Raw genomic sequence first — 26,938 nt, forward strand, 5'->3', positions numbered from 1 at the left:
CGCGTTCCGACTGCTCAGGGGGGTGTCCGCTTTGGCGTGTACACCTCGATGACGACACAGACGCTTTCAGTCCATGCGGTCTTCGCCGCTCCTGTTGGGGCGGTGGGCCGATGAGCGCCGTGGCGGCGCCGGCCGCCGTACTGGACCGCCCGCTCTGGGACGACGTCGACAAGGTCGGCGGGGCCCCGGTCAGGATTCCCGGCCAGCGGAGCGCGCTGCAGCCGGTGCCGGGTGCGGGGGTGGTACGACGGCAGCGGGTTCGTGTGCCGATGCGTCTGGTGTGGTCGCCGGCCTATCAGGACGTGTCGCTGTCGGTGTACGTGAAGGTGAAGGCGCTGGCGTCGCGGCCGGAGGGCTGCCAGGCAAAGACGGAGACGATCGCCTCGTACCTGGGGCTGTCGGCGGCGTCGGTGGAGCGAGGAATGACGCAGCTACGCCGTCCGGGCCCGGACGGTGTAGTGGAGCTGCGTTCGGCGCGCCGGACGCTGCCGGGAGGGATGGGGCAGTCGGCGGTGCGGTCGGTACGGCCGATGTCTGGTGAGGAGGCGTTCGTGTGGCTGCCGGTGGCGGCCGCGGAGGACCTCACGCCCCGGCAGCTTCGGGTGTACGCGCTGGTCGCGTACGCACAGGCGCGGGGGATCGCGTTGACCGAGGCGGAGCTCGCCTCGTGTCTTTGGCACCACTCGGGCAAGAAGGCCGGCGAGGCGCTGTCGGTGACGGCTGCGTCAGCGGTCGTCACCGAGGTGGAGGCTGCGCGCTGGTTGACGGTGCAGCGGCGTGCGGGGCAGCGGGGCCGGAACCTGTACATCGCGCACGACCTCGCTCCGGAGGCCCGGCCGGGCGTCCCGGCCGACGGTTGCAGCGCTGCTCCGGAGGCCGCTGAGACAGCTGTGGACAGTGGTTCTGAGGGGTCGGCCAGTTCCCAAGTTGGTGAGGGATCGGGTTCCCTGGTTGGTGAGGGATCGGGTTCCCTGGTTGGTGAGGGATCCCTCGCCTTTAAGGAATCACCTAGGACTGACTCACCGGATGACGAGCGTGCACTCATCTCACCCGCCGTAGGCGAGGTACAGGTAGTTGAGGGCGCTGAGGCTGTGGAAATCCCGGCTGCCGCGACGACACGTTCGACCAGCGGGGGTGGTGTCGCGCTGCGCGCGGGTGAGATCAGCCAGCCCTCCTCGAAGCCGAGCAGCGAAAAGCGCACCAGCAAGGATGGCGGGTCGTCCCGGTCATCGCACACCGGACCGCAGCTGGCCATGAGCCCGGAGATCTACGCTGTGCTGGAGCCGGTCCACGTGCTGCTGGAGCAGGTAACGAGCAGCTTCGTTGCCCGGAAGATCGCCCGTGAGGTGGGCCGTCAGCTGCGCGAGGGCACCGCCCCCGACCGTCTCCGGCACCGGCTGACGGCCCGCCTGGCCAAGGTGATGCTCTCCGACATCCGCGATCCGGGCCGGTGGCTGCTGGGGGTGGCCCTGCCCCGCTGGGGCTGCGGCTACCAGGACTGCGAGGCCAGCATCATCTGGCGGACCGGCGCGGCCTGCGATCTGTGCGCCGAAATCGTCCAGGACCAGCGCGCCGCCCGCCAGTGCGAACAGCGCCTGGAGCAGGGCCTGTGCCCCCAGCACGGCACCCGACCCGGACCGTTTGGGCGCTGCGCCGACTGTGAGCTGGACGCCGCCATCCGGCGCCCCGCGCCGGTTCTGGTGCCCCGGGAGCCCGAAGGCCCGCGGCGTGCCTCGTGTGGCGACTGCGGGTGCGTGATCTTCCTGACCGGGCGGGCCGTCGACACCGGTCTGTGCAAGCTGTGCCGCGAGGAGGCCGATGCCCTGACTGTCGCCGTTGCCGCTCCCGCTGCGCCGTCGGTGCCGGGGGCCTGCTCCGGGTTCGACGGTGAAGTGCCCTGCACCCGCAGGGCCCTGCCGACCCGCAACGTCTGCCTCACTCACCGCTCCCGGGAGCTTGCCGGGGAGGTGGCGTGATGAGCCAGAGTGCTGAGCCCAGCGGCGTGGACCTGGCCCGTGTCGCCCTGCGGGCCGCGCGGGAGGCCGCCAAGAAGACCGGCGCCCGCACGGCGAAGAACAAGCCGCGGCTGACCCGGACGGTCCGGCGCGACGGCCGCGCCCCCATGGGCCTCGGCGAGGCGTTCACCGCGCTCATGGCCGAGCGCGGCTGGGAGACCCCGACAGCCGGCGCCGGGCTGTGCGAGCGGTGGGCGGTCCTCGCCCCTGACCTCGCCGAACACGTCGCGGCGGTCGGCTACGACGCGGAACGCGGGGAGCTGACGCTGCGCCCGGACTCCACGGCCTGGGCGACGAAGGCCCGGCTGGAGGCGTCGCGAATCATCACCGACGCCAACCGCTCGGCGCGCACCGACGCGGTCTGTACGGTGCGCGTGCTGTCACCCGGCCCCCTGCCCGCGCCCATCGCGGCCGCCGAGCCGGTCCCGGGAAGTGCACCGGTCGTGCAGGGTCCGGTACGTACGCGCGAAACAGCGACGGCCGGCTACCGCCGTGCACTCGAGGCCCACCAGCAGGCCCACACCCAGCGACAGCCGGACCCGGCCACCGCGGCTGCCGTCGGGCGGCAGAACCGGGTCCTTCGGGAGGCAAGCCGTCACGCGTTCCCGGAGCCCGAGGCGGTGCGCGTCGATCAGCCAGCGCCTGTCGACGCTGTACTTGTCCAGCGGCGCCGTGACGCCGAAGCCGTACGCCTGCGGGCACTGCACCGAGCCCGAGCCGAGCGGGCCGGACTCGCCCAGCTGCCGGCCCAGGTCCCGAGGGCAACCTACTCACTGGATCAGACCGGCTGAGCCGCCGGTCCGTGTCAGACCGGCTGAGCCGCCGGTCCGTGAAGGAGGGTGCCAAGGGGCAGAATGTGCTGCCCTGGATATCCGGCTCTCGGGGTGGTCAGCCAGGAGAGCCGGTCGGACGATGGAGTCGGTGAGATGTCGAAGAAGCGCCGAACAAAGCAGGGTTCCTCCGCCAAGAAGCCCCGCCCCGATGTCAAAACGCCGACGGGCAGCACGGCGGCCGTACACATTCCCGAACAGTCCACCCCGGTGACCGTGGAACCATGGGACGTGGAGGGTGACGGCGACCTCTACGGCGGCGAGTCCACTGGAGGGGTCGCGGTAGATTTCACGTTCCGTGGAGCCGTTTTGCCCGGGGTGCTCATGTCGTTCGGGGACCTGTTTGCGAAAGAGCGCCGGCGGGAGATCTCTGCAGGGTGGGGGTACGCGGTGGAACTCCCAGCCGTCCTTGACCTCCTTGAGCATGTTGAGCAAGGCATCGTGGAAGCGAGCGCGGCCCGAGCCCTGCTCCTCGAAGCCGCCGAGAAGTTGTACGGCCCCTTCGGCTGCAGGGCGTTCGAGGACCCTGCCAAGGTCCGGGCCAGCTGCCAGGCAGCCGGCGGGTGCGCCCTGTGCGAAGAGCAGCGCTCGTGGTTCGAGAAGCTGCTCGACCAGTCGGACGTGTTGTGGCACCGCCTTCAGCAGCCGGAGGTGTACCCCTTCGCTGCCGGACGCCGAGGGATTCACGACACCACATGTTCGGTGGTCAAGCGGGAAACCCCGGACAACTACGCCCGCCCGGTCGGCGAGGCGTACACGCAGGCACTGCACCTCTACAGCCACACCGTCGTGCCCTACGACCGCGACATCTTCGAAGGCGCCCGCTCCTACCCCTCCTTCACGGCGATGACCCCAGAGGAGGCCAGGGCATGGATTGCCGAGCGCACCGGCCCCAAGGGCGGTCGGAACTACGCCCGCTGCCAACGGTGCGCCCCCGCCCTGTAATCCCCGCCTGCTACACCGGACCGACGAGCAGGCCGCCGCGTCCAGCGTCGCCGTCAGGCCGCGGCGACGGAGGCCGCCACGCTGCGCCCGGCCCGCAAGAGCGCGTGCGGCACGGGCATACGGCGGCGTCGCCGTGCCGCCGTGTCGGAGGCTCACTCGTTGTCTCCGCGCTCTGTGGAATCCGCTAGCTGTTAACCACCCGGACAGCGAGAATTGTCCAATGCCTCTCATGGATCCTTCCGAAGCCCTCGCGAGCTGCGAACGGTCGCTGCGGGAACTGCTTACCATCTCGCTACGCGACAAGTTCGGCGACAACTGGCTCCAGGAGGTCTTCACCACCGAGGACCTGGCCCGGCTCCGTGAAAAGCAGGAGGTAGAGGCCAAGCGCCGCACCAAGCGAGGTGCGGCCGCCGTGTCAGCGAGCTTGATCACCTATGCCGAGTTCACCCAGCTGACCCGACTCGTAACCAGGCATTGGGACCTCCTCGATGGAGCCCTGGGGGCCAAGAAGGAGATCACCGTCCTTCTGGACCGCATCGAGGCTATGCGCAACGCCGTCGCACATAGCCGGGAACTCCTGCCGTTCGAGCAGGAACTGATGAGCGCCATCGCCGGAGAGATCAGGAACCGAGTGACCATCCACGTCAGCGGCCAGGACGCCTCCGGCGAATACTTTCCCCGCGTCGAAATCGTGCGCGACAGCTTCGGCCACAGCACCGAGACAGCTATCTCGGCTCAAGATCAGATGTTCATGGTGCGGACCGGCGTGACCCTGCGCCCCGGCGACGTTGTGCGGTTCACCTGCCGCGCGGTCGATCCGCAAAGCAGGCCCCTGACGTGGCGTATGCAGACGCCGGACGGAACAAGCCACGACGCTGGCGAGGGTGAGGACCTTGAGATCGTCTGGCAGGTTGAGGAAAAGCACATCCATACCAACGCGTCGCTGCTCTTGACAGTGAGCAGCGACGGCCAGCACCACCGCTATGGGACCGTCGGCTGGGATGCGGCCGTGGACTTCCGCTACAAGGTGCTTCCGCCTGTGACCTGATCCGTTGGCAGGCCGAGCCCATCGTGCGCCGCTCCTGTCAGCGCGCTGGAGGGCCCGCTGCGGAGCCAGCCGACGACGTCAAGTTGGAACGAAGGCTGGGGGTATGCGGGGTGACCGGCGGCAGATCCAGACGGCGGTGCTGGGCAGCGCGGACTCGGAGGAGCCGCTGATGCTGCCGCTGGAGGCAATCGAGCTGGACGCCTGCCGGCATCGGCATCAGCTCGACACGTTCTGGTGCGGTCTGCTCCTCGGCGGATGCGGAGCCCAGCGGACCACGAAGCTTTACACCGCCCGGGTCTGTCACTTCGCCCATCACCCCGGCCCGGACGGCCAACCCCACATCTGCGGCCGCCGGGCCCGAGGCATCTCCAGCGCCGACCACCTGTACGTGAAGTCCGCGGCCGCCGCCTGGTTCCTGAACAGGGGCGAGGAGGCCGACATCGCCTTCGCCCAGCCGAACGGGGCACCGGTCGGCTCACTGGTGGACATCACCTCCCGGCACCGCCGGCTGCGCGTGCACCTGGACCAGGCCGTGGAGCCGGTGTGGGACGACGACGGCATCGAGCCGGTGCTGGGGAACACCGTGCATCCCTCATATCGGGTTATGCGGTCCCGGCGTTCTGTTCGCCATTGTCCTGAGCTGGAACGCGAGTGGCAGGTGCGGGCATCGACACCACGACCAACAGCAGCTTCTCAGCCAATGCAGGTGTGAATTAGACGTCGTTTCATTTGGTGAGGCGGCGGTGGCAGATGAGGGCGGCGGCTATGCCAGCGAAGGCGAGGAAGTGTTCTGCCTTGCGTTCGTAGCGGCGGTGGAGCCGGCGGCAGCCGGCGAGCCAGGACACGGTCCTCTCGACGACCCAGCGGTGGCGGCCGAGCCGCTTTGAGGACTCGGTGCCCTTGCGGGCGATGCGGTGGCGGATGCCGCGTTTGCGGAGCCATCGCCGCAGGTGGTCGTAGTCGTAGCCCTTGTCTGCATGGAGCTTGCCGGGTCGCCGTCGACGCGGTCCTCGCCGGGACCGGATCGGTGGGATCCCGCGCACGAGCGGTTCAAGGCCCAGGCTGTCGTGCATGTTCGCGCCGGAGATGCCCAGCGAGAGAGGCAGTCCGTTCCGGTCGGTGATCAGGTGGATCTTCGATCCCAACTTGCCGCGGTCGGTCGGATTCGGTCCCGTCAGTGGCCCCCTTTTGCCGCCCGCAGGCTGACGGAGTCGATCGCACACCGCGACCAGTCCAGTTCCCCGCGGGCACCGAGTTCGTCGAGGATGACGCGGTGGAGCCGGGCCCAGACACGGGCCCGGCTCCACTGGGCGAAGCGTCGGTAGACGGTCTGCCAGCTCGGGCCGAACACCGGCGGCAGTTGCCGCCACGTGCATCCTGAGGTCGCCACGAAGACGATCGCGGCCAGGGCCTCGCGGTCACCCGCCCGGCGCCGGCCGCCGCCCTGCGGACGTATCACCTCTGTCGGAGGCACCACCCGCCGGAACAACGCCCACAACTCATCCGGCACCAGCCGCTCAACCAGATCCGCCATGCACGGTTCAACGAACGATCAAGCCATAAGAAACGCTGTCTTAGGGCAGGCCCAGGAGCTCTTCGCGTGCCGGGGGCCGGTCCGTCCCATGATCTGGCCGGGGCCACCGCCGGCCCTTGGGCGGTGAGGAGTCTCAACATGGGCGTGAACAGCAGTTACCTGTCCAAGACGGAGGTCCAGGCAGTACTGGGCGTCACCTCCTTCCGGCCTGTGGCGGCTGGCAGGGAAGTACGACGACTTCCCCCAGCCGACCGAGCCGCCCGTGCCACTCGGCCTGACCGGTGACCGGAAGGAGCCCGAAGAGGTCTGGGACGGTACCCAGCTCTACCAGTGGGCGGCCCGGACGCCGGAGTTCTCCCACCGCGGCGCCGTGCTGCTGCGCCCGCTGCCTGAAGACCTCACGCCCGGCCGGTGGGGCGGCTACAAGGACACCTCGCGTGGACCGGCGCTGGATTGGCATACCGCCCTCGGCACGATCCGCTTCGTGCACAGCCACAACCGCAAGGTCGCCACCGACGTCGCCACCGCCCTGACCCAGGCCGGGAACCCGGACGGCGTGCGCACCGTCTGCGCCCTGTATGGCGACGTGGGTATCACCGGGCCCGCCCTGGTCGCCGCCGAGGTAGCTCACCCCCGTATCGAGTACGAAGCCGAATGGGGCGATGTCGCCGCACTCGCCGGACAGGCGCTGCCTTGGTGGCCTGAGCGGCTGCGCCTGCCCGAGCTGATCCGTGCGTGGAAGCCCGGCAGCCCGGCCGCCGTCGCGGACGTACCGCCCAACACGAACGAGCAGATCCTGCGCCGCGTCGCGCACCGCCCGCCTCGAGCACGGCGCCGACGTCGCGCTGTTCGTCACCACCTGCCGCGCGTTCACGAAGGCGGCACTGGGCCTGGCGCTGGGCCAGGACATCGTGGCCCTGCACCGCGACCTGCTGGGCTCATGGGTGAAAGGCGCCCACCTGGAGACCCTGAGCCCGCTGAACGGCAGCGGCGGCGGCACCAGGCTGCGTCCCTCCGCCTGACCGTGACACCCGGCGGCAAACAGGCACCCGGGTGGCGGCCGCGCCCCGCGCAGGCGTTCGGGAGGAGACAGCGTGGGGGAAGGGCGCGAGGTCAGGGGCTTCGGGCGAGGACGTCGTCGATGCGGGAGGCGTCGGCGACCCAGGTTGCGGCGGCTGGCGCTATGAAGCCGAGCACGGTGTGGATGTCGTCTCGGCGGGCTTCGAGCGGCAGGTGCCAGATGCCTTCGTGGTGGGCGATGCGGTTGCGGAACTTGTGAAGCCGCTTGACCGGATCTTCCACCGTGGCAAGGGCACGGTTGGGCGCGTGGGGGAAGGCGCTGGCCAGGTCGGGCCACAGGTTGGTCTTGTACTGGCGGGCCAGCAGGAAGCGCCAGAAGCCGAAGCTCAGCTCCGCGATGATCTTCCCGCGCGGGATGGTCGCGCCGGCCCGTCCGGCACGCTCCTGAGCCTGGGCGATATCGGCCCGGGCCTTGCCGCTGAGCGGGACCTGCCTGTCGATGTACCACTCGGTGGTGCGGCCCCGGCGCTGCTGGCGGGCGACGAGCCGTGCGTCCAGCGCGTTGCGCAGCATGATCTCCAGATGCCCGAGCGGTTCGAAGAACGCTGCGGCGAGGTCGCTGTTCCACCGGTACAGCGCGAGTGCGGCGGTGGAATCGCCAGCGCACGCGGTCAGGTAGGGGTTCAGCCGGTCGGGGGTGATCAGCTCGATGACGGCCTTGTCGTCGGGCGGCTCGATGCTGGTGGGCGGCGTGCTGTGCATGGTGGGGCAATCGTAGGTACACTGGGTGGCGAAGACCCTGGAATCGTCCCTGGTAGCCCTCGAAAGTGGGCAGGCCATACCCCCAGGGTTCAGACCTCAGACAAGGGCCGCCCGGCTTGCCGGGCGGCCCTTGTGCTTTCGTATTCCCTCACGCTCGGAGGGGGCAGGTGAGGGGGAGGTGAAGGCAACTTGATCATTTCCGTGACCTGCACAGGCTGGGCGAAGAAGGAGCGGTCGCCGCTTCCAGCGGACGGTAGGCGCGGAACCGCCTGTCGTGGTCGTTTCCAGTGGAAACGACCACGCCCCGCTTGCCCAGCCGAACAAACCGGGCACGGTGTCGCCGGAACCTCCACACAGGTCTCTACCCGCAGTAGAGTCTGTGTATGGCAGACGAAACGAGCATCAAGGTAAGTGCGGCCACCCGTGACCGCCTGGCCGCGCTGGCGACCGAGCAAGGCACCACGATCCGGCAACTCGTCGAGGAGCTCGCTGAGGGCCGTCCAACCCAGGCCGAGTACGCGGAGCGCGCGGAGCAGGCCCGTGCCGAGCTCGCCTCCATGCTGGGCACCGTGCCGAGCGAGGAGGCCGAGGCGAAGGCCCGTGGCCTCCTGGAGCGCCTCGGCGCCAGCCAGGACTCGGCGGCCGCGTAGTGGGGCCGATCGCGGTCGTCCTGGACCACACGACCGCTACCGCCCTTCACGACCCCAAGGACCCGTACAACGAGGCCGTCGCCGCGTTCTACGTACAAGCCTCCGGCGGCCTGGGCACCCTCTACGCCCCAGTGCTCTCCCTGACCGCGGGTGATACCGGGCGGCCCGGCCTGCTCGCCTACATCAACGGGCTGCGGTTCATCGAGATCGAGCCCTTCGACACCGCCGCCGCCCTGTCCGCCACCGAGCTCCTGCACGCCGGGCACCGCTGGGCCTCCGTCCACGCCATCCACGCGGCCCGCCCCTCGGCAGACTTCCCCGCCGGCCGGTACCTGCTCACTCTGGAGCCCGAGCTGTACGACGGCACCGGCGTCCAGGCCGTCCATCCTGATCATTGACAGGACCGTCCAAGACCAGCCGTGTCACCCGGCGGGGGTCTGCACCCCGTGCTGCGGTCGGCGCACTTGAAGGGGCACTCGCCATCGCTGGCCACTGCCCCTCTTTTCTTTTGGTCCGCACGCCGATCGGTCGGCGTGCGGACCATCGTCTTGCCGGGCTCCTGGTACCGGAGGCAACTCACGAGGCACCCGGACCGGCTGGTGGCGCTGAAGAACGGGGGCGAGGTGCTACGCAGGGCGGACAACGGGGAGCTGAGCATCCGGGGCATACGCGGCTCGTTCCGTGGGCGTCCAGTCCGGTCAGACTGGAGCAGGCCGTAGTCGGTGGTGAGTCGGTCGGCGATCCGCTCCACCAGCGCGGGTTAATGGAAACGGCGGCCGGTGTGCAGCAGCCCCGCTACAGGTGGGGCAACTGCTCGCGTACGGGGCCGGCGAGCTCGGCGTAGAAGTCGGTGCGGTCCTGGGCCTGGAGGACCTGGGCGCACACGGTCAGTAGGCCGGTGCGGGCCTCGGGCCGGTCCAGGACGGGGGCGAGGTCGGTTCGGATGCGGGCGGCCGCGGCGGGGACCAGCAGTGCGTACAGGTACAGGGTGGCGGCGTCGGAGCCGTAGGGGGCGCGGCCCCATCCTTCCCAGTCCAGGATGTGTGGGCCGCGGGTGATGTTGCCGTAGTGGAGGTCGCCGTGGGCGGTGCTCCAGGTGATGGCGTCGTTGAGCTGGTGGCCGGTGAATTGGGGGATGACGCGGCGGAGGTACTCCTCGTGTACGGCTTCGCGGTCTGTCGGCGGCGGTACGTCGGCGAGGGTGTCCAAGGCGGCGACCATCTCCTTCCACCACGTCCCGGGCAGGCCGGGGTCTTCGTCGAGGACGGGACGCGGGGAAACGATCGGGTCGGGGGCGAGGCCGTACAGCTCGGCCCGGTAGGCGTAGCCCTCAGTGGTCCAGTCCCGAATGCGGAACAGGTCGGGGCGCGGCACCGACGCGGGGAGGGCGCGGGAGGTGGAGGGGCCGTTCCACAGCTTGTCGCCCTCGGTGCCGGCCTCGGCGCAGACGACGCGGAGCCAGTGCGGGCCGGCAGCCCCCGACAAGGTTCGGCCCCGGTACCCCCACACCCGCCGGCCGGTGGCGCGCAGGCCGAACTGGTTTGCGGCGTGCTGCTGGGCGGCCAGCATCCGGTCGACGGTGGCGGGTGCGGGGGCGTCGAACATGGCGGATCCCTACCTCGGCTGGGAGACGGCGGCCGCGTCCTTGGATACCAGCTCGGTGGCGAGGGCCGCGACCTGTTCCACGGTGAGGCCGGAGCGGTCGGCCAGTTCTCCGAGGGTCAGGCGGGCGCCGGAGACCAGGGCCTCCAGCGCGGGGCGCACGGATGGGTGGAGCTCCCATTCGTGTCCGGCGGCGCGCAGTACGACGGCCTCGTCGGCTGCCTCCAGCGCGGCCCGGGCGGTGGTGAGGGCCAGGACCAGCCCGGGGTCGGCTGGGACGTCGTCGATGTACGGGAGGGAGGGGGCCGGGCGGCCGGGGTCGCGGGCGTCCAGGGAGGCGGCGAACTCCGAGACGATGTGCGGGTGGAGGGCTTCGGACACCTCCTTGCGTAGCTGCTCGGCGTACGCGGTGCGCTCGGCGGGGCCGGCCACGATGGGCACGCCCGCCCGCAGGGTGGGGGAGTGGAGGAGCTGCCCGGCCAGCCACAGCAGGAGGTGGTGGCCGGTCACTGGGGTCAGCCCGCATGTCAGGTGCAGGGAGCGGCCCTGCGTGGCAGCCACCGCGTGCCACCAGCCCCGCGGTACATAGAGCATGTCCCCGGCCTGCAGAATCACTTTGGCGAGCGGCGGCCCGGTGGGCTTCTCGGGGGCTTCGACGTCCAGGCGGAGCGGGTCTGTGCGGGTGGCTCCGTACAGGTTCCAGCGCTTCGCGCCTTCGAGCTGGAAGATCACCGTGTCGTGGTCGTCCCAGTGGATACCGAAGGCTTCGGTGGGGTGCCAGGAGGCGTACAGGTTGGCCTGGACGTCGGTACGAAAGTGCCGCTCCAGCGCCTCGGCCAGGGCCTGGACGCCGGGGTGGAGCTTGTCGACGGCGTCCAGGACCAGGGAGGCGCCGGCGCTGATCTGTTGGTGGAGGCCGGAGGGCTCGACGCGGTGGCGGACTTCGGAGCGCTTGGTGATCGAGGTGTGCAGGTACTCGTACGGCGGGACCTGCTCCCCGTCGTTGAACAGGCGCAGGCGCGGGGCGTCGAGGCGGTGTCGGGCGACCAGGTCGTTCAGGTCGTCCCACGTGAACATGCCGCTGAGGTCGGCGGCCTGTGACCAGTGCTGGTAGGAGCGGCCGAAAGCCTCGGCGAGGAATTCCCCGCCGAGGCTCCGGACCGCCGCGTCAATCGCGGTGGTCATGGTCGGCGATCAGTCGTTGCCGTCGCCCTTGCCGGTGCCCCCGCCGTCGGGGGTCCGGGTCGCGGCCCCCTTGATGGAGCGGCTGGAGAGGATCAGGTTCATGACGTACTCCTTCTCTCGTGTCGGATGGAGCGTGGACGGCGCCCGCCGCCCCCAGGCGAGGCGGGCGCCAGTGCGGGGCCGGCTGGGATGGGGAGCCCCTGGAGGCGTTGTCCCGGCCGGTTCCGTTCGACCATTGAAGGTCCGGGGAAGACCACAGGGGAGGGCCGCTCCAGGGGGCCGATTCCCGCTGTGGGGTGCCGCGTTGGGGGGCCAGGATGGTCTTTCGAGACCCACACTCGGGGAGGCCCGGCATGGTGAGCCCGGACGGAATCGGCGAGCTGCTGCGCACCATCAGGGAACGGGCGGACCGGACTCGCGAGCAGCAGGCCAAGTGCATGACCGCCGCCGGCCTCGTGTGCACGGTCGAGAACCTGAAGCGCTGGGAGCCCGAGCGCCGCTTACCGACCCCGGTCTGGTGCGATCCGCACCGTCTACGGCCTGACCGACGAGCAGCTGGACCAGGCCCTGGAGAACACCCGGCGACACCGCAGGCAGCAGAGGATGGAGGACGACGACGTGAAGCGACGCAAGCTGTTCACCCTGGCGGCGGCCACGGCGGGGTTCGCCGTGCTGCCCGGCATCGCGCAGGCCCGGGAGGGCATCGAAACCGGCCTGGACGCCGGCGGCGCCGGGGACCTCGCCTACCTGGAAGGCGCGTTCGAGCGGCACCGGGGCGGCTACAACGGGCGGGCTCCCGATGCCGTCCTCGGGGAGATGCGGGAGGACCTGGCGCTCCTCGCCGCCGTCCTGCGCCGGCCTCACCCCGCGCGGGACCGTACCGACCTGGCGCGTACAGCCGCCGGGATCTCCGGCCTGGTGGCCATCGTCCAGCATGACCGCGGCGATCAGGCCGACGCGCACCGCTGGTTCGCCACCGCAGAGAAAGCGGCCCGCGAGTCCGGGGACCGGCGGATGACGGCCTGGGTCCTGGGCCGTCACGCCATGGTCGGCCTGAACTACGGCGCCCCGGGACAGGCCGCCCGCATCGCCGCGCAGGCCCGCCGGGAAGCCGGCGGCCGCCCCTCCGGCGCGGCCGCGCTCGCGGCCGCCGTCAACGCCCGCGCCCTCGCCGCCGTCGGCGACCTGGCTGGCGCCCGCCGGGCAGTGGACGACGTCCGCACCCTGGCCGAACAGCTGGACGGCCCCGAGTCAGCGGACACCTGGTTCGGATACCCGGCCCAGAAGCACGCGGTGCACCTCTCCCAGGCGTACACGCTGCTCGGCGACACCCGCGCCGCCTACCGGGCGCAAGACGACGCCCTGGCCCTGACCACCTCGCCATCGGTGATGACCCGCGCCCTGATCGCCATGGACACCGCCGCCTGCCTGCGCGTCGACGGAGACCCGGGCGCAGCCGCCGCGATGGCAGCGGCCGTCTACAACCGGCTGCCACCCGCTTACCGGACCGGCCTGGTGCACTCCCGCGCCCAACTGCTGCATGAAGCGGCCCACTTCGTCCGCCCTGGCGGTCACGTCGTGATCGTCACCCGTTCCCCCGAGGCGATCACGAAGACCGCTGCGGGCAGTAACTGGACGGCCCACCATGACGGCTACTGGTCGAGCGAGGGGAAGGGGACGTTCCAGCGCGGCATCAGCGCGGCGGAGACCACCGCGCTCGCCCGCCGCGCCGGCCTCGCCCCCGCGGCGGGGACGCCTGGGCTGCCACTGCCCGGAGTGAGCCACATCGTGCTGGCCAAGCCCGGGCTTTAGAGGCGTTGCGGGACCGGCACCGCGGGTCAGCGGTTGCCAGTCCAGACAATGCGCTCCGAAAAGCCTCCCCGCTGCTCGGCCTTGGAAGCGCGGAGTTTCTCCAGCTGATCGGAATCGACACCGAGGTCCGCGGCGAGCGCGAAGGCGACCTCGAGGACGTCCGCGAGCTCCTCGGGGGCATCCGTCTCGTCCGCCTCCATATACTCCGCGACTTCCTCGGCCAGCTTGGCGCGAAGGCGCTGGCGGTACTCGGCCGGGTCGGCCACGTAGACCTCCGGTTCGGCCCCGTCGGCGCGGATGATCTGAGGAATCCGGTCCCGTACCAGCTTACCTTCGGTGAGCACGTACTCTCCTGCACCAGTTCGTCCTTCGCCGACCACGCGGCCGGCCCCGTGTTGTTCGAGCGTAGAGATGGCGCCTCATCCGGCGCCATCAGAACCAGGAATCCCACCCGAAGTGGTCAGTCCTTCGGATCCGCATGAGTGCTCGTGAGGAGCGCCCGAGTCAGAACTGAATCCATGGCAAAGCTCCGGTCGTGACGAGCAGGTCCAAGTGCTCGATCGGTTCTGCGGCTTTCTGCAGCAGAAAGTTCAGGTAGCCGACCGTGTCACGTGCCGTCCGCACGCCCCCCGGCACCGGCGCGCTAGGTACCAAGCGCCGCTTGGTCTGCGACGGCACCGCGGATCCACAGAGGCGGGGTGTTCGTCGGACGGCGTAGTCACCGATCCACAATGTGGCCAGTCGACCGAGCCGGTTGTGCTCGGGATCGGTGAGGGCCAGGGTCACCGTCCAGCTCGGCTCTGCGCGCTAGTCTTCGGTCCACCCTGCGGCGTCGGGTCCTTCCGCCAGGGGAAGGCTCCGGACAGCCGAGCTGCCCGCCTCGGAATGGGAAGGCCACGACCCCGAGCAACTCACCTCCGAGGAGGAAGTCTGGGGTTCCGCCCGTCGGCAGATCGCATCCCGACCCAGCTGGCCTCCCGGCCCGCGGAGGCTTCTTGGCATCATCTCGACATGACCCCGACCCTTCCCCGCACTGTCCGAGCCGTCAACACCGCTCAGCTCCTGGACCTGGCCCAAGAGGCCGCCATGCACAGCTTCAGCCAGCGTCTCCCGGTCGACTGGCTCCAAGAGCACCTCGCCGCAGAGACGACGCATTACGTGTTCCCTACCCTCGTCCAGCGGCTCACGCACCGTCCAGAGATGCCGCTGCAGTGGAGGTGCCAGCAGCTCCTGACTGTCAGCACCGGCGAACAGATCTGGGGTCTGCTCGACATCCTTCCCGGCACCTTCGACAAGATCCCGGAGACCTTGGACAAGGCGTCCAAGAAAGACATCGTCAGCCGCATCGAGCAAGCAGTGACTGTGCGGGAGTGGGTGGAACGGACGGCTGCCGATGCAGGCCCCCGGACAGCGGTGCTGTTGAGACAAAATGGAACGTCCAGGTCACAGTGGTGACGCCTGACATCGAAAACAGAGCCTCGCACCTATGTGTGATTACCCGATTTTGCGCGGGTCTGCAGCTCCTCGACGTCGGACGGGCCCTGCCTGCGGGAGTCCTGCTCTTCGAACAGGGCGACCGTCCCCGGACTGCGGATGGCGGCCAACTCCTCGCGCCCGGCGTCCTCGGCGGACGGCCGGCCCGGTACAGCTCCCGGTACGCCTCGGCCTCCTTCTTGTCGTACTCGGCAGCGATCTCCAGCGCCTCCTTGCGGCTGGTGCCGGCCAGCCGCGATGCCGCCCTCGGAGGTTGCGGTGCCCGCGAGCGGCCCTACGACCTGACCAGCGCAATCAGGAATCCGGGAGTCGGTGATCGGGCTGCACCAAGGTTCCGGCGTACGGGTGAGACAGGAATGACGTAGCCCCCGCCCTGGTCAGGGGGCGGGGGCTACGTTGTGCGGTGCTCGGGTCAGATACGTACGCCGAACATCCGGAGCGTGGCCTTGCAGAGCTGCACCATGAGCTTGAGGGGCCAGACGATGCATAGATTGATCATCAGGCTGACGAGGCCGAACATGATTCCTCCTTCCCTTGGGAGCGTGGCCTACTCGCAGCCGACGCCGTCGCCGTCACGGTCCAAGTGGCGGCCGTAGCCCGGATCGCCCCTGTGAACAGGGGCGGCGCCGGCAGCTCGCGCGGCCGTGCAGTTCTTGTAGTACACGCTGCCTCCTCCGGAGCCACCGGAGCCGCTGCCTCCGCCCGAGCCGCCGGTCGTTGAGGTCGAGCCGCCTGTGGACGAGTTGTCGGAGTCGTCGTCGTTGGGGGCTGGCGCCGGCTTGGGGTGCAGTTCGGTGTGCTGCGACGACGGGCACGCGGTGCCGGGGGCAGCGAGCTGCAGGTAGGCGGTCGTGGTTTTGGGAGTCCGGAGTTCTTTGTTCTCGGCGGGCTCCTGGAAGCAGACCACCCAATCGTCCACGGCGCCGGGAAGGGTGACGTCGGTGTACGCGCTCTGCGGCTCGATCTTCTGGAGTCCGATCGGCTTGAGTGCTTCGGACGCCTTGGCGAAGGTCTGTCCGACAACCTTGGGCATCTTCGGATACGGGATCGGTTCGCCGTCCTTGGCCGGGCACGGGACCTCGTTGCGGACCACGCCGAAGTCGAGCGTCGGCAGCTTGCCGATCTGCTTGGCTGCCGGGGTCTGGAAACACACCTTCCAGTTGTCGTCGTCCCACTGGCTTGTGTTGGTGTCAGCAGCGTCATGCGAGGTCGCGTTGTACCCAGCGGTGGAGGCCGCCTTTTTTGCTGCCTTGAGGCTCTGGCCGACGAAGCTAGGAGGGGCGGACGGGCTCGCGCTAGGGCTCGGGCTGGTGCTCGGTGCGGTGGCGAGCGCCTGCGGCTTGGCGTCGGTGTCTGTCTTCTTCGGTGGGTCGGACAGTAGCGGGATCAAGAACCAGATGCCGGACAGGACGGTCGCGACGATTTTTTTCGTTTGGCTCCAACGACTTGTCCAGGCGAGTGCGATACCCACCGGCGGCAGAAAGAACAGCATTGTGATGATCAAGGCGGGATGCTGCCACCAGCGTCGTGCAGGCGCGGGCGTGGGCGAGTAGGCGTGCGGCGGCGGGTACACGAGTCTCCTGGTCCTGAGCACTACTTGAAACCGCAAACAGTACACTCATAGTTAAAGATCCTCACCGACTGTTGCTGGGGCGCTGAGACCGCCAAGCTCCGCCTGTACCTCGGCGGGTGCCCTCGGACAGGAACCTGCGCAGTGTGACGGCGGCGTCGATGGACTTCGGTGGGGCGCGCCTTCATGGCCTCTCCTGTCGTGAATCCGGTCCGTTGGGCCGGACCGCGGATCGCCCGGTGCGTGGGCAGCGGCAGGCTCGCCCTGGGCGCCACCGACGTTCGACCGGGCGATGCAGCAGATCCTCGACTGTGAGGTCTTCCTCCACGATCAGCGCAAGCAGATCGGACGTGTGGAGGACGACCTTCGGAGCCTGCCCGATCCCGGCGCCGGACCGCTCGCCGGGCACCGGTGCGCGCTCCACGCGCGCAGAAAGCAAAGGGAAAATTACCGCTGGATGAGCAGGTCCCACACGGTTCGTGGTTCACGCAGCCCTGTCCTCGGCGCCCGCCAGGTTGTCCTGTGCACCACAAACGCCTACCCCGAGCAGGTGTACGCCAACCTGTTCGGTGTCCAGGTCGGGGACCCGTACATGGTCCTCGGAGATACGTCTGGGACACCGTGCTGGAACGGAAACTCGACAGATCCGCACGCGGATACTTGAGCGCGAGACCAACCTCGCCCAGGGCCGGGCCGAAGCCGAACGTCTTCGCGAGCAGAGCATCCGGACCCAGTAGGCGCTGGCCGCGGCGACCAGCGGGCACGGCCGCGGCCAGGCGGCCGGCGCCGATATCGTCGGGGCTGCCGAGCGCGCCCGGCTCACCGAACGTTGGGCCGAGCGGCACGGCCTCGACGCCGTCCGGTGCCTGGCATGGGCCGAGACGTGACGTTTCTGGATCAAGGGTGAGTGGCCGTTCGCTTGGCGCCTGGCACTGGGTACGGTCTGCTCATGCACAACTTCGGGCTGGGGCAGCGGGGTCACGTACTACTCATAGCCGGGGATGTTGCGACGAGGCGTCGCAGCGTGCAGGTGGCGCCGAGCGCAAACCTGGCGGCGCTGGGGATGGTCGAGGCGCCGGTGTTGTTGAACAGCGATGTCCCGTGTGACACGACGTACTTGGATGGGGCGCGGGATCCGAACACGGTGCTGACGCGGCTTCGTACGGCCGCCGCTACGCCTGGCCCGTTGATGGTGTATCTCTCGGGCAGGTTGACGGTTGACCGGCGGGGTGGCCGTCTGCATCTGGCATTGGCTGGGACGACGGCTGGCTCGGTTCGCTACACCGCGTTGCCGTGGGGGTGGCTGGGGACGGAGCTTCGGGGGCGGCCCGCCGGACTGACGACGGTGCTGCTCGATGTCGCGGCGGACAAGGCTGCGTGGCCGTTGCTGCAGGAGTACGGCAGTCTGCCCGCGACTCCGGCCGTGGAGGTGTACGGAGTGGTTGCCCCGCCTGGCTGGAGCGGCAGTGGCAACGTGGTGAGCTGTTACACCCGCGCCTGGATTGATCAGCTTCGCGCCAGCCCCACGCGGCCCTCGAACCTCCAGCTGCATGCTCTCGCGGCAGGCGCGGCCGCCCTGCCGCCTGGTTGCATCGTGCTACCGAGCGCCCTGGAACTTGGCACTACTGGGCCGGCGCCGTTCCCAGGGGCTCCCTTTGGCAGGTCGGGGCCGGACGAGGGCAGACCGCTTCATACGGTCGTGACGCCTGCATCGACGCCTGGCCAGGGCGGGGCTGGCGCCTGGCAGGCGATGCCCCAAGGCCAGCATGCGTTGGTTCGTGGCCCTCATCCTTCCGAGCTCCTGCCGGTCGAGGCGGCCGTACGCCTTCCCGCCGACGGCCTGCCTGTGGACGCGCAACCTCATCTGTCAGACCGGGCACTTCAGCACAAGGCCCTTCCCGCAAAGGATCCGCGCCCGCATATCCACGGCCTCGCCACCAGCGGGCGGCACCTTGAGGCAGCCGCACTCGCACAGGCCTGGGAGCAGCACGTCCTGCAGACCTGCGGGACCACCTCGCTGGAAGCAATCGCGTGGGTGGAAATTCGGGCTGACCTGGCCCGCATGGCAGGTGACTTCGAGCTCGCGACCCAGCTGTGGACCCGTGCCGCCACGACCCGCATGACCCGCCAGGCCGCAGACGCGCCAGCCGTACACGCAGCGGCCGCCGGCGCCCTGTACTGCTGGACACAGCTCAAGGACCGCAACGCAGCACTCGGCACCGGTCCCGACCTGGTCCTCCTGCTGCGCTCCTTGCCGTGCCTTGACGCCCGGCATCTGCAGCTGACCCAACAGCGCCTTCAGTTCCTGCACCGTGAACCGAGTCGCCACTGACCTCGTGGTGGAGGCACCACTGGGGGGGCCTTTGCCTAACAGTCGGGAACGTTCGCGGGTGAGTGGGAAGGCGGGTGGGCTCGGCGAGGCGGCGGGCTTCGGCCGTGACCTCAGCATCAACCTGAGCCACTACTTCGTCGCCGTCCTACGCGTCATCGGGTTCCGCGAGCCGCCTTGCCAGGGGCAGCTCCCCGTAGCGCTGGTGAATCCGAAAGGTGAGCTCCCACGGTTCAAGCCGGCCGACCAGCATGCACCGTGCGAGCGCTCGCACAGCGGCTTCCTGGCCAGCCTCGCTGGGGACCGTATAGACAGTGAGGCCGAGCTCATCGAGTGCTGCAGGCAGCAGGTCGTGCACGTCTTACAGGTCATCTCATTTGGGGAGTCGGCGATAGCAGATGAGGGTGTAGGCGATGCTGGTGAAGGCCAGGAAGTGGCTGGCTTTGCGTTCGTAGCGTCGGTGGAGGCGTCGGCAGCCGGCGAGCCAGGCCATGGTGCGTTCGATGGTCCAGCGGTGTCGGCCCAGCCGCTGGCTGGAGTCTGTCCCTTTGCGGGCGATCCGGGGCGTGATGCGGCGGTTGCGTAACCATCGCCGCAGGTGGTTGTAGTCGTATCCCTTGTCGCCGTGCAGCTTGCCCGGTCTGCGCCGCCGTCGACCGCGGCGGGAGCGGATCGGCGGTATGCCCTGCACGAGCGGGATCAGGGCCTGACTGTCGTGGACGTTGGCACCGGAGATGCCGACGGACAAGGGCAGACCCGTGCGGTCGGTGGTCAAGTGGACTTTCGAGCCGTACTTGCCCCGGTCGACAGGATTCGGGCCTGTCAGATCCCCCTTTTCAGGGCCCGCATGTTCACCGAGTCGATCGCGCACCGGGACCAGTCCAGCTCACCGCGGGCACCGAGCTCGTCGAGGACCAGGCGGTGGAGCTTGGCCCACACCCTCGCCTTCGACCACTCCGCGAACCGGCGGTGGGCCGTGGCTCCCGACGGGCCGAACGACGCGGGCGGCAGCTGCTGCCACGTGCAGCCTGACGTCGCGACGAACACGATCGCGGCCAGCACTTCCCGATCTCCGTGCCGACGCCGACCACCGCCTTGCGGACGGGTCGGTGCCTCCGGCACCACCCGCTGGAGCAACTCCCACAACTCATCCGGCACCAGCCGCTCAACGATCCCTACGGCGACAGACTATCGAACACGCCAAATGAGATGACCTGTTAGAGGTGGGGGCGGGTGAGGCACGCAAGTACGTGTCTAGGTGTTCTTGCGTGCCAGCAGGGTGATGAGCATGCCGGTTTTCGGATCTAACGGGGCATTGCCTGACCCGAGGCCCAGAGTTCTCGCTAGGCATGGGCCGTAGATGTCGACGGCCGCTTCCGTCAGTTTTGAAAAGCCGTCGATGGCGGTCCGGCCGCGCCGCCAGCCGGTCAGGCAAGTGGCCAGCCCGATGAGGAAGGCAGGCCACCAGACGGCTCCGAGCGCGAGGTACAGCAGTCCCCATGCACCGAGTCGCGCTGCGTCGTTGAACTCGGACCGGACGTGGTCCACTTCGGTCCGGGATGTCTCGGGCATGATCAGCCACAGGAGGGGCCATGTTTCTGCGAGGTGCAGGTCGTAGGCGAGCTCCACCCGGGTCCTGACTGCCCCGATCGAGTTTCCCATCCATGTCGGCCGGTCAGGTTCGGCCAGCGAGATCCTGTTCTGGGCGGCGGCATCGCAGTTCTTCCACCGCTCTTGCAGCCGATGGGTGAGGCGCGTTGCCAAGGGGTGCAAGGGGCGGGGCCAGTCTCCCAGCCACAGACGCTGCACCACGCCTGCGAGGCCGCCGGCTGCAAGGCCGACGACCGCTGCGGCAAGCAACACCCCTACCGCGGCCAGGACGAGCGTCACCGCCGGCTGCTTGTCGAGATCTGCGGCGTAGTCACGGCTGCGCCGGATGAGATACGACCAGTCGTTCCAGCGCTGCTGGCCAGCAATGACGGCGACCGCGGTGGAGGCGAGAAACAGCAGACCGGGCAGCACGAGAAGAGAGAACCATTTCTCGGCCAGCCTGCGGCCCAGTTCGCCGAGGAACTCCTGCATGGCTAGTCCAGGTCACGTTCGGCACGAAGCTGCTGGTCTGCGATCTCGCAGGACGGAGTCCTCTTGCTCGGCTCCGGGTACCACTCGCGGACGCAGAGCCTTTCCGGGCAGACGTACCGGACAGGCGGGCGGCATGTGGGAGGTATGGGGTGGGCCCGCCATGCCATCAGGTCGTCGACTCCGACGCCTAGGCTCCGTGCCAGTTCCATGAGGGGTTCCTTGAACTCCCCGCCTGTGCGGGCCGTCTCGACGATCGCCTCCAGCTGCTGCTGGGTCTGCACGGTGCCCTTCTTCACGACGAGACGGCGCAGCCCGGGCAGCTGCTCGCAGAGCCATGCGGTGTCTTTGCGGTGATCGGTCATCTCAGCCACCCCGGAGGAACGAGAGACGGGGGAGGGGGGTGCATCAGGATGCGCACGCAACTACGATATGAAATATATGCACGTAATGCGGAGAATGTCGTGTTGTGGTAGTTGAGCATTCATCCAGCCACCTGGCGGGTTTTCTTGAGCCCGTCTCGCGGCCTGCGGAGGAGTGATGACACGGGAGAGCGTGCTCGCCACAGTGATGGAACGGCTGAAGGAGTTCAGTGCGACGGGCAACCTAAAGGCCGTCACGGGGCGTGCTGCCGACGTCGAGGCCGCAGCCTTGCTGGACAGCCGTACGCATCCCACAGCCGACTGGGAAGTGCTGTGTGCGGTGGGCTTGCTTCACTGGGACAGGTACGTGGCCCTTCCCGAGACGCAGGGGCGGGACGAGCTGACGGCCGCCGTCCGCTACCTGAGCCCTGTCTACCGGCAGGTTCCCTCAATCGTGCCGAGCCAGATAGCCGAATTCCTTGACGAAGTAACCGCCTGGCACAACCAGGCCGTCGATCTCCTGGAAGCGGCCGGCACCCGTGACCGCCACGCCATCGAGGAAGCGAACCTGCTACTGCGGCGCGCCGTCGACTACACCTCGGACCTCGACCCGCGCCTGGCCGGCTATCTGTCTACCCTGAGCACCGGCCTGATGGACCTGCACATCCGCGCCGGGGATCTGGATGTCCTTGCGGAAGCTGTCAGCATCGGCCGGCAGTCCGTGGAAGCGGGCACAGCGACGGGTGCGGACGACACCACATGGGCCCTCTACGCATTCCGCCTCGGTCAGACTCTGCACGCCTGGCACGAACGGGTCGACGACCTGGAGGCCCTCGACGAGTCCATCACCCTGCTGCGCGGCGCTGCCGCGAAGAGCCCCGTCGAGGACCGGCCCGACCGCGGATTCGCTCTCAGCAGTGCACTTCAAGCACGGCACGAGCGTGTAGGTGACCCCGAGGCCCTGCAGGAGGCCATCGGTCTTGGCCGGGAGGCACTGGAGGCAACCCCCGTCGGTCACCAGGACCGTTGGTCGTCCCTCGGGGGCCTTGCCAACGCCCTGCTCGTGTCCTATAAGGACACCGGCCAGCCGGCGGTCCTGGAGGAGGCGATCGGCCTGTACCGGGAGGCGGTGAAACGAACGCCGCCCGGACACCGGGGACGCGCGGCCACCCTGTCCGCCGCGGGTATCGCTCTGCGGGCGCGCTACGACGCGACGGGGGACTTGGCCTCGCTGGACGATGCGATCGACAAGCTGCGGGAAGCCGGACAAGCAGCACACCCCAAGGACCCCGCGCGACCAGGATTCCTGACCAACCTCGGCCATGCCCTCGTCGTCCGCTACCGACGCGTGCCGCACGAGGCGACCATCAGGGAAGCGGTCACGGCAGGACGGTCGGCGGTCAGCGCCGTCGACGACGAGGACCCCCGCAAGCCCGGCCTTCTGGTCAACCTGGGCAGCGCGCTCATGGCGTGGCACGAACAGAGCGGCGATCTGGCCCCTCTCCTGGAAGCACCCACCGTCCTGAGCGAAGCCATTGCACGGACCCCGGAGCAAAGCCCCCAACGCGCCATGGTGCTGTCCCAGCTCGGCAGCACGCGCCGCACGATCTACCAGTGCACCGGCGACACCCACGCACTCGCCGAAGCAGTGCGGCTGGAGCGAGCGGCAGCCGACGCAACCCCTGCGAGCCACCCGGACCGCGCGAAGCTGCTGGTGAACCTCGGCATCGCCCTGTCCGCACAGCAGCAGCACGCCCTGCCGGGAGACACGACCGCAAGCGACCAGGCCACAGCCGCCTTCCGGGAGGCGACACACATGAGTGCGGCGCCGCCTCACATCCGCTTGTCGTCCGCCCGTGCGTGGGGCGACCTGGAGGCCAGAGACAACCACTGGGAGGAGGCGGCCCAAGGCCTCTCCACAGCAGTGAGCCTGCTGCCCCGCGTCGCCGCACGCCACCTCTGGCGCAGCGACCAGGAGCATCAACTCTCCCGGTTCCCCGGCCTCGTATCCGACGCCGCTGCAGCGGCCCTGCAGGACAACAACCCGGAACGGGCCCTGGACCTGCTCGAGCGCGGACGCGGAGTACTGATCGCGCAGGCCCTTGAGACCCGCAGCGAAGTCACCGAACTCCGCAACCACGCACCCGAGCTAGCAGCACAGTACGAAACCCTACGCCGGGAACTCGAGTCTGACCTGCACGCCGGTGCGCCGCCCACATCAGACTCGCCTGCCCAGGAGCACGGTGCAGTGGACCGACGCCACAGGACCTCGCTGCGCTGGGATTCCCTCATCGAGGAAATCCGCAGTCGCCCCGAACCCGAACTACACCACTTCCTGCTGCCACATGGATTCGACGACCTGCGAACTGCCGCCCGAGCGGGCCCAGTCATCACCGTCAACGTCAGTGACTACCGCTCCGACGCGATCGCCCTGACTTCGGACGGGATCCTCGCAATACCACTGCCGGCCCTCACCCGGGAGACCGTCACCACACAGGTCGAAGACTTCGTGCGCTCCGTCGACGTCGCCCAAGACGCCCAAGCGGACGTGGTGGAACGCTCGGATGCAGAAGAACGCGTGGAGAGCGTTCTCGGCTGGCTCTGGGACGTCCTCGCCGAGCCTGTCCTCACCGCCCTCGGCCTGACCACATCACCTGCACCCGGGCAGCCGTGGCCTCGGATCTGGTGGTCGCCCACGGGCCCGCTCAATTTCCTGCCGCTGCACGCGGCCGGACACCACAGCTGCTTGGACGAGGGTGCCCCACCGACCGTCATGGACCGCGTGGTCTCCTCCTACACCCCCACGCTGCAGACCTTGAACCGCGCGCGGGCGAAACAGCCGAGCGGCCCCGACGCACCGCACCTGGTCGTCGCCATGCCGCACACACCAGGACAGCCAGACCTGCCCGAAGCCGGGGAGGCCGTCGAGATCCTCAGCCGGCAATACCCCGGCACAACCGACCCTCTTGTGGGCCCGCAGGCCACGGTCGACCAGGTCCTGAACACGCTCCCCGGTCATGCCTGGGCGCATTTCGCCTGCCACGGCTGGAGCGACCTCAACAGCCCGTCAGAGAGCAACCTCGCCCTGCACGACGGAAACCTCTCCGTACTCAAGCTGTCCCGACTCCACATCGACGACGCCGAGCTCGCCTTCCTGTCCGCATGCAGCACACAGCACGGACACCCCACACTCGCCGACGAAGCCATCCACATTGCTTCCGCCTTCCAGCTCATCGGCTACACCCACGTCATCGGAACGCTCTGGCCCATCGGCGTCAGAACCGCCATGGACCTCACCCGCGACGTCTACACGACCCTCAACGCCGCTGCAGACCACGATGCGACCGGAGCCACCGACGCAGCGCGAGCACTCAGCAGCGCCGTACGCCGAGCCAGAGACAAGGCACCCCGCGTACCCACTCTGTGGGCTTCCTACATTCACACAGGACCGTAACCGGGCCGCATTCCCGATCACTGCAGGCCAGGGAAGCCCACGCGCACATGTCAGGCAGAACGGATACTCAAGAAGTACAAGCATTCATGGGGTTGACCATGCAACAGCAGCCGACATGCACCATCTGTAGAGATCCCACCGACACGCTCCTCTGCCTCCGCGGAGGAGGGAAGTGGCTGACCGCCGTCCTGATGGAGCTGGGTGCGTCGCCCGAAGACGCTAGATTCATGATCAGTCGGCTTCTTGACTGCGAACCCAGCGAAGTCTTCGACCATCACGAATACGAAGACCTGCCACTGCTGTGCTGCCGTCGCTGTGCAACAAGGACGGGCAAACTGCCGCCCCCTGAGCCCGCTGGAATACCCAACCCCACCGTCCTCTCCCAGCCCAGTGACTGGTGACCGCCGCAGCTCCCATGGTGCTCGGTTACCCCCAACGACCTCGTGCATGGTTGGCGTCAGGACGTGGTCGTCAGTGGCCTGGCCGAGAAGTTCCAGTGCTCTGGTTGGGTTCGATGCGCCGTAGCTGGCGTATGCGAGGGCCAGGGCGCGCAGAGGCGGATGTCCGGCTTCCTTGGCGCAGTCCAGTGTGACCTGGTAGTACGAGCGGGCGGCTTGGTGGTCGCCCAGATCCCAGGCCACCCATCCAGCTAAGGCGGCCGTTTCGCCTGCGGCGATCGTGAGAGCCCGGATGTGTTCGCCGGCTCGTGGGAGGATTGCCGTGATGGCGTCGAGGTGGGACTCGACCTGAGTGCGAAGCTGTTGAGCCGTGAGGTGAAGTTCGCTGGCGTGGAGAGCGGCGGCCCTGTCGTGTAGGGGTCTAGAGCCTGCTCGTCGAGGCGCTGCGCAAGTGCCTGTGAGCAGGCACTTGAGAGGCACACGAAGATCGCTTCCCGAATGGGCGAAGATCGTTTCCTACCCTCCCGGCGGCCGGGCCAGCCACTGTCAGACACAGGGGCAAGGATGGGTGGCATGACGAAGACCGGAGCGGACTACGCGTGGTTCGAGAACAACTTTCCAGACATCGCCGAGGCGTACTGCTTCACCCTGGTACGAGGTCTGTCGCCTGCTGAGCTGATTGCGCGGCTCGACGGACGACCGGAGGCTCCTCTGCTGGGCATAGCTGCCGTGGTCGACGCCGCTTTTGCCCAGTACGACCTGGAGGAGGGTGACCGTCAGCTGGTCGCCATGACGACCGTGGGTGCCTGGACGCTCTTGATCGAGCCCAACGGCTACCTCGGAGTCACCGAAGATCGAGTCCTGCCAGCCTCGGCCGAGGCGAGCTGGGTCTCTCACTTCGTCAACATCAACGCTGTCGGCACGTTCCTCTGGGCAGAGGACCGGGTTCTGCGACTCTGCTTCGACCCCATGTTCCCGGAAGACCGGTGGGGCACCGCACCCGACGAACTCCTCGACGCCATGGAGCGGATCGGCTTCCACCTCAAGGACGAGTCTCCGGAAACCGATCTGTCCTCACTAGCAGCGTTCGCTCTGGCAGAGCACCTGACCGGCGTGGCCATCACTCCGGAGCTGCTCCAGGACACGACCTTTAGCTGCGCCACTGTCCAGGTCCGATGACATCGCGCGACCGCCCTCCCCGGGCCTGCCCCGTGAATGCGGTGTGGATGATGGCTCGGGGATGTACATCAGTGACGCCCACGTGAAGGTCCACTTCCGGATGGACAGAGATGAGGATGGCTGGCCGCCCGCAAGCGTCGAGAGCCTGTGGGCGGTAGACCTTGGCGACGGCACGGTGCGGTTGGACAACACGCCCTGGTTCGTACGCGGAGTCGCCAGCGGTGACATCATCAATGTGGAGTTCGATGGCGATGGTGTTCTCTGGGCTGGGGAGACGGTCCGACCGTCTCAGAACTGCACGATCCGGCTGATCGTACTGAAGGACGACGGCTCAGCCGCCGCGCGCCAAAGCGTGCTGGAGAGCTTCCACCGCCTCGGCACGACCGGCGAGGGGATCGAGCAGTTCCGGTTGGTGGCCCTGGATGTCCCGCCTGAGGCGGACCTGCCTCGGATCCGCACACTCTTGGAACACGGTGAAGCGAAGGAGTGGTGGCACTGGGAGGAAGGCTGTGTCACCGCTGCTTGGGTAGCCGCTGCTCCTGCCTGAGGGCAGCTGAGTTCCGTCCCTGCACGTGGCGGGCCACAGGGCTGCACCCATGCCGCTTGTAATGAGTTGGTGCTCGAGCGGCTGCGCACGGCAAGCTGTGGGCACGCGTCCTGACGAGGGCGG

24 protein-coding genes are annotated in these 26,938 nt (G+C 68.7%); 14 read left to right on the top strand and 10 right to left on the bottom strand.

Annotated features, from left to right (window positions below):
* Positions 1–110: 110 nt before the first annotated feature.
* From OHA81_RS32920 to OHA81_RS32940, 5 genes are all read left to right on the top strand, one after another.
* A complete protein-coding gene (locus OHA81_RS32920) occupies positions 111–1,976 on the top strand; it encodes a hypothetical protein (protein WP_329202837.1) in 1,866 nt (621 codons plus the stop codon).
* Positions 1,976–2,806, top strand: a complete 831-nt coding sequence (locus tag OHA81_RS32925; RefSeq protein ID WP_329202840.1) for a DciA family protein — start codon at positions 1,976–1,978, stop codon at positions 2,804–2,806. Before OHA81_RS32920 ends, OHA81_RS32925 begins: the two co-directional genes overlap by 1 nt.
* A 135-nt stretch (positions 2,807–2,941) precedes the next feature.
* On the top strand, positions 2,942–3,790 hold the full coding sequence (locus OHA81_RS32930) for a hypothetical protein (RefSeq protein WP_329202842.1): 849 nt from the start codon (positions 2,942–2,944) through the stop codon (positions 3,788–3,790).
* Between the two features lie 229 nt (positions 3,791–4,019).
* Positions 4,020–4,838 carry a hypothetical protein gene (locus OHA81_RS32935; RefSeq protein WP_329202844.1) on the top strand — a complete coding sequence of 273 codons (819 nt, stop codon included), beginning with the start codon at positions 4,020–4,022 and terminating at the stop codon, positions 4,836–4,838.
* A gap of 169 nt (positions 4,839–5,007) precedes the next feature.
* Positions 5,008–5,550 carry a hypothetical protein gene (locus OHA81_RS32940; protein WP_329202846.1) on the top strand — a complete coding sequence of 181 codons (543 nt, stop codon included), beginning with the start codon at positions 5,008–5,010 and terminating at the stop codon, positions 5,548–5,550.
* A 13-nt stretch (positions 5,551–5,563) separates the two neighbouring features.
* On the opposite strand, the gene OHA81_RS32945 is transcribed toward OHA81_RS32940, so the two are convergent.
* Positions 5,564–6,372, bottom strand: a protein-coding gene (locus tag OHA81_RS32945; protein WP_443056812.1) for an IS5 family transposase whose coding sequence is annotated in 2 segments (ribosomal slippage) — positions 5,564–6,022 and positions 6,025–6,372 — 807 coding nt in all. Because the reading frame shifts where the segments join, the coding sequence is not laid out codon by codon here.
* Positions 6,373–7,103: 731 nt separating this feature from the next.
* Here OHA81_RS32945 and OHA81_RS32950 point away from each other — a divergent pair.
* On the top strand, positions 7,104–7,394 hold the full coding sequence (locus OHA81_RS32950) for a hypothetical protein (RefSeq protein ID WP_329202851.1): 291 nt from the start codon (positions 7,104–7,106) through the stop codon (positions 7,392–7,394).
* Between the two features lie 91 nt (positions 7,395–7,485).
* Here OHA81_RS32950 and OHA81_RS32955 read toward each other — a convergent pair whose 3' ends face one another.
* Positions 7,486–8,154, bottom strand: coding sequence for a hypothetical protein (locus tag OHA81_RS32955; RefSeq protein WP_329202853.1), 669 nt, complete (start codon positions 8,152–8,154; stop codon positions 7,486–7,488).
* A 383-nt stretch (positions 8,155–8,537) separates the two neighbouring features.
* Here OHA81_RS32955 and OHA81_RS32960 point away from each other — a divergent pair, with 383 nt between their 5' ends.
* A complete protein-coding gene (locus OHA81_RS32960) occupies positions 8,538–8,804 on the top strand; it encodes a hypothetical protein (RefSeq protein ID WP_329202855.1) in 267 nt (88 codons plus the stop codon).
* A complete protein-coding gene (locus OHA81_RS32965; RefSeq protein WP_329202857.1) occupies positions 8,804–9,202 on the top strand; it encodes a hypothetical protein in 399 nt (132 codons plus the stop codon). The genes OHA81_RS32960 and OHA81_RS32965 overlap by 1 nt, the downstream gene beginning before the upstream one ends.
* Before the next feature lie 397 nt (positions 9,203–9,599).
* Here the strand turns inward: OHA81_RS32965 and OHA81_RS32970 are convergent, their stop codons facing one another.
* Both OHA81_RS32970 and OHA81_RS32975 read right to left on the bottom strand, forming a co-directional pair.
* Positions 9,600–10,409: a hypothetical protein gene (locus tag OHA81_RS32970; protein WP_329202859.1), complete on the bottom strand. Its 810-nt coding sequence runs from the start codon at positions 10,407–10,409 to the stop codon at positions 9,600–9,602.
* 9 nt (positions 10,410–10,418) lie between these two features.
* Positions 10,419–11,591, bottom strand: coding sequence for a JmjC domain-containing protein (locus OHA81_RS32975; protein WP_329202861.1), 1,173 nt, complete (start codon positions 11,589–11,591; stop codon positions 10,419–10,421).
* Positions 11,592–12,209: 618 nt separating this feature from the next.
* Between OHA81_RS32975 and OHA81_RS32980 the strand changes: the two genes are divergently transcribed.
* Positions 12,210–13,403, top strand: coding sequence for a transcriptional regulator (locus tag OHA81_RS32980; RefSeq protein ID WP_329202863.1), 1,194 nt, complete (start codon positions 12,210–12,212; stop codon positions 13,401–13,403).
* 26 nt (positions 13,404–13,429) lie between these two features.
* On the opposite strand, the gene OHA81_RS32985 is transcribed toward OHA81_RS32980, so the two are convergent.
* Both OHA81_RS32985 and OHA81_RS32990 read right to left on the bottom strand, forming a co-directional pair.
* Positions 13,430–13,747: a nucleoside triphosphate pyrophosphohydrolase gene (locus OHA81_RS32985; protein ID WP_329202865.1), complete on the bottom strand. Its 318-nt coding sequence runs from the start codon at positions 13,745–13,747 to the stop codon at positions 13,430–13,432.
* Positions 13,748–13,907: 160 nt separating this feature from the next.
* Positions 13,908–14,189: a hypothetical protein gene (locus tag OHA81_RS32990; protein ID WP_329202867.1), complete on the bottom strand. Its 282-nt coding sequence runs from the start codon at positions 14,187–14,189 to the stop codon at positions 13,908–13,910.
* A 225-nt stretch (positions 14,190–14,414) separates the two neighbouring features.
* Between OHA81_RS32990 and OHA81_RS32995 the strand changes: the two genes are divergently transcribed.
* Entirely contained in the window at positions 14,415–14,858 is a 444-nt protein-coding gene (locus OHA81_RS32995; protein WP_329202869.1) for a hypothetical protein, read from the top strand.
* Positions 14,859–15,444: 586 nt separating this feature from the next.
* Here OHA81_RS32995 and OHA81_RS33000 read toward each other — a convergent pair.
* Positions 15,445–16,401: an excalibur calcium-binding domain-containing protein gene (locus OHA81_RS33000; RefSeq protein WP_329202870.1), complete on the bottom strand. Its 957-nt coding sequence runs from the start codon at positions 16,399–16,401 to the stop codon at positions 15,445–15,447.
* 1,015 nt (positions 16,402–17,416) lie between these two features.
* On the opposite strand from OHA81_RS33000, the gene OHA81_RS33005 reads away from it, so the two are divergent.
* A complete protein-coding gene (locus tag OHA81_RS33005; protein WP_329202872.1) occupies positions 17,417–18,799 on the top strand; it encodes a hypothetical protein in 1,383 nt (460 codons plus the stop codon).
* A gap of 370 nt (positions 18,800–19,169) precedes the next feature.
* On the opposite strand, the gene OHA81_RS33010 is transcribed toward OHA81_RS33005, so the two are convergent.
* The 3 genes from OHA81_RS33010 to OHA81_RS33020 all read right to left on the bottom strand — a co-directional run bounded on the left by OHA81_RS33010 (position 19,170) and on the right by OHA81_RS33020 (position 21,240).
* Positions 19,170–19,969 (bottom strand): IS5 family transposase gene (locus OHA81_RS33010; RefSeq protein ID WP_329203369.1). Its coding sequence is split into 2 segments (ribosomal slippage): positions 19,170–19,630 and positions 19,630–19,969, totalling 801 coding nucleotides; the frame shifts between segments, so codons are not numbered across the junction.
* An 81-nt stretch (positions 19,970–20,050) separates the two neighbouring features.
* Positions 20,051–20,878 carry a hypothetical protein gene (locus OHA81_RS33015; protein WP_329202874.1) on the bottom strand — a complete coding sequence of 276 codons (828 nt, stop codon included), beginning with the start codon at positions 20,876–20,878 and terminating at the stop codon, positions 20,051–20,053.
* 2 nt (positions 20,879–20,880) lie between these two features.
* Positions 20,881–21,240 carry a hypothetical protein gene (locus OHA81_RS33020; protein ID WP_329202876.1) on the bottom strand — a complete coding sequence of 120 codons (360 nt, stop codon included), beginning with the start codon at positions 21,238–21,240 and terminating at the stop codon, positions 20,881–20,883.
* Between the two features lie 175 nt (positions 21,241–21,415).
* On the opposite strand from OHA81_RS33020, the gene OHA81_RS33025 reads away from it, so the two are divergent.
* The 3 genes from OHA81_RS33025 (at position 21,416) to OHA81_RS33040 (ending at position 26,815) form a co-directional block, all read left to right on the top strand.
* Complete coding sequence (locus OHA81_RS33025; RefSeq protein WP_329202878.1) at positions 21,416–24,691, top strand: CHAT domain-containing protein; 3,276 nt, start codon at positions 21,416–21,418, stop codon at positions 24,689–24,691.
* A gap of 971 nt (positions 24,692–25,662) precedes the next feature.
* Positions 25,663–26,268, top strand: coding sequence for a DUF6461 domain-containing protein (locus tag OHA81_RS33035; RefSeq protein ID WP_329202880.1), 606 nt, complete (start codon positions 25,663–25,665; stop codon positions 26,266–26,268).
* Between the two features lie 61 nt (positions 26,269–26,329).
* Positions 26,330–26,815 (top strand): DUF4265 domain-containing protein, encoded by a 486-nt coding sequence (locus tag OHA81_RS33040; protein WP_329202882.1) that lies wholly within the window; start codon positions 26,330–26,332, stop codon positions 26,813–26,815.
* The last annotated feature ends 123 nt before the right edge of the window (positions 26,816–26,938 follow it).

Origin of the sequence: Streptomyces sp. NBC_00667, from assembly GCF_036226825.1 — a bacterium.
Classification (GTDB): Bacteria; Actinomycetota; Actinomycetes; order Streptomycetales; family Streptomycetaceae; genus Streptomyces.

What these genes read in the sequence shown, in the direction of transcription:
- OHA81_RS32920 (WP_329202837.1), top strand. Translation starts at nt 111, where the DNA reads ATGAGCGCCGTGGCGGCGCCGGCCGCCGTACTGGACCGCCCGCTCTGG.
- OHA81_RS32925 (WP_329202840.1), top strand. Translation starts at nt 1,976, where the DNA reads ATGAGCCAGAGTGCTGAGCCCAGCGGCGTGGACCTGGCCCGTGTCGCC.
- OHA81_RS32930 (WP_329202842.1), top strand. Translation starts at nt 2,942, where the DNA reads ATGTCGAAGAAGCGCCGAACAAAGCAGGGTTCCTCCGCCAAGAAGCCC.
- OHA81_RS32935 (WP_329202844.1), top strand. Translation starts at nt 4,020, where the DNA reads ATGGATCCTTCCGAAGCCCTCGCGAGCTGCGAACGGTCGCTGCGGGAA.
- OHA81_RS32940 (WP_329202846.1), top strand. Translation starts at nt 5,008, where the DNA reads ATGCTGCCGCTGGAGGCAATCGAGCTGGACGCCTGCCGGCATCGGCAT.
- OHA81_RS32955 (WP_329202853.1), bottom strand. Translation starts at nt 8,154, where the DNA reads ATGCACAGCACGCCGCCCACCAGCATCGAGCCGCCCGACGACAAGGCC.
- OHA81_RS32960 (WP_329202855.1), top strand. Translation starts at nt 8,538, where the DNA reads ATGGCAGACGAAACGAGCATCAAGGTAAGTGCGGCCACCCGTGACCGC.
- OHA81_RS32970 (WP_329202859.1), bottom strand. Translation starts at nt 10,409, where the DNA reads ATGTTCGACGCCCCCGCACCCGCCACCGTCGACCGGATGCTGGCCGCC.
- OHA81_RS32975 (WP_329202861.1), bottom strand. Translation starts at nt 11,591, where the DNA reads ATGACCACCGCGATTGACGCGGCGGTCCGGAGCCTCGGCGGGGAATTC.
- OHA81_RS32995 (WP_329202869.1), top strand. Translation starts at nt 14,415, where the DNA reads ATGACCCCGACCCTTCCCCGCACTGTCCGAGCCGTCAACACCGCTCAG.
- OHA81_RS33005 (WP_329202872.1), top strand. Translation starts at nt 17,417, where the DNA reads ATGCACAACTTCGGGCTGGGGCAGCGGGGTCACGTACTACTCATAGCC.
- OHA81_RS33015 (WP_329202874.1), bottom strand. Translation starts at nt 20,878, where the DNA reads ATGCAGGAGTTCCTCGGCGAACTGGGCCGCAGGCTGGCCGAGAAATGG.
- OHA81_RS33020 (WP_329202876.1), bottom strand. Translation starts at nt 21,240, where the DNA reads ATGACCGATCACCGCAAAGACACCGCATGGCTCTGCGAGCAGCTGCCC.
- OHA81_RS33025 (WP_329202878.1), top strand. Translation starts at nt 21,416, where the DNA reads ATGACACGGGAGAGCGTGCTCGCCACAGTGATGGAACGGCTGAAGGAG.
- OHA81_RS33035 (WP_329202880.1), top strand. Translation starts at nt 25,663, where the DNA reads ATGACGAAGACCGGAGCGGACTACGCGTGGTTCGAGAACAACTTTCCA.
- OHA81_RS33040 (WP_329202882.1), top strand. Translation starts at nt 26,330, where the DNA reads ATGTACATCAGTGACGCCCACGTGAAGGTCCACTTCCGGATGGACAGA.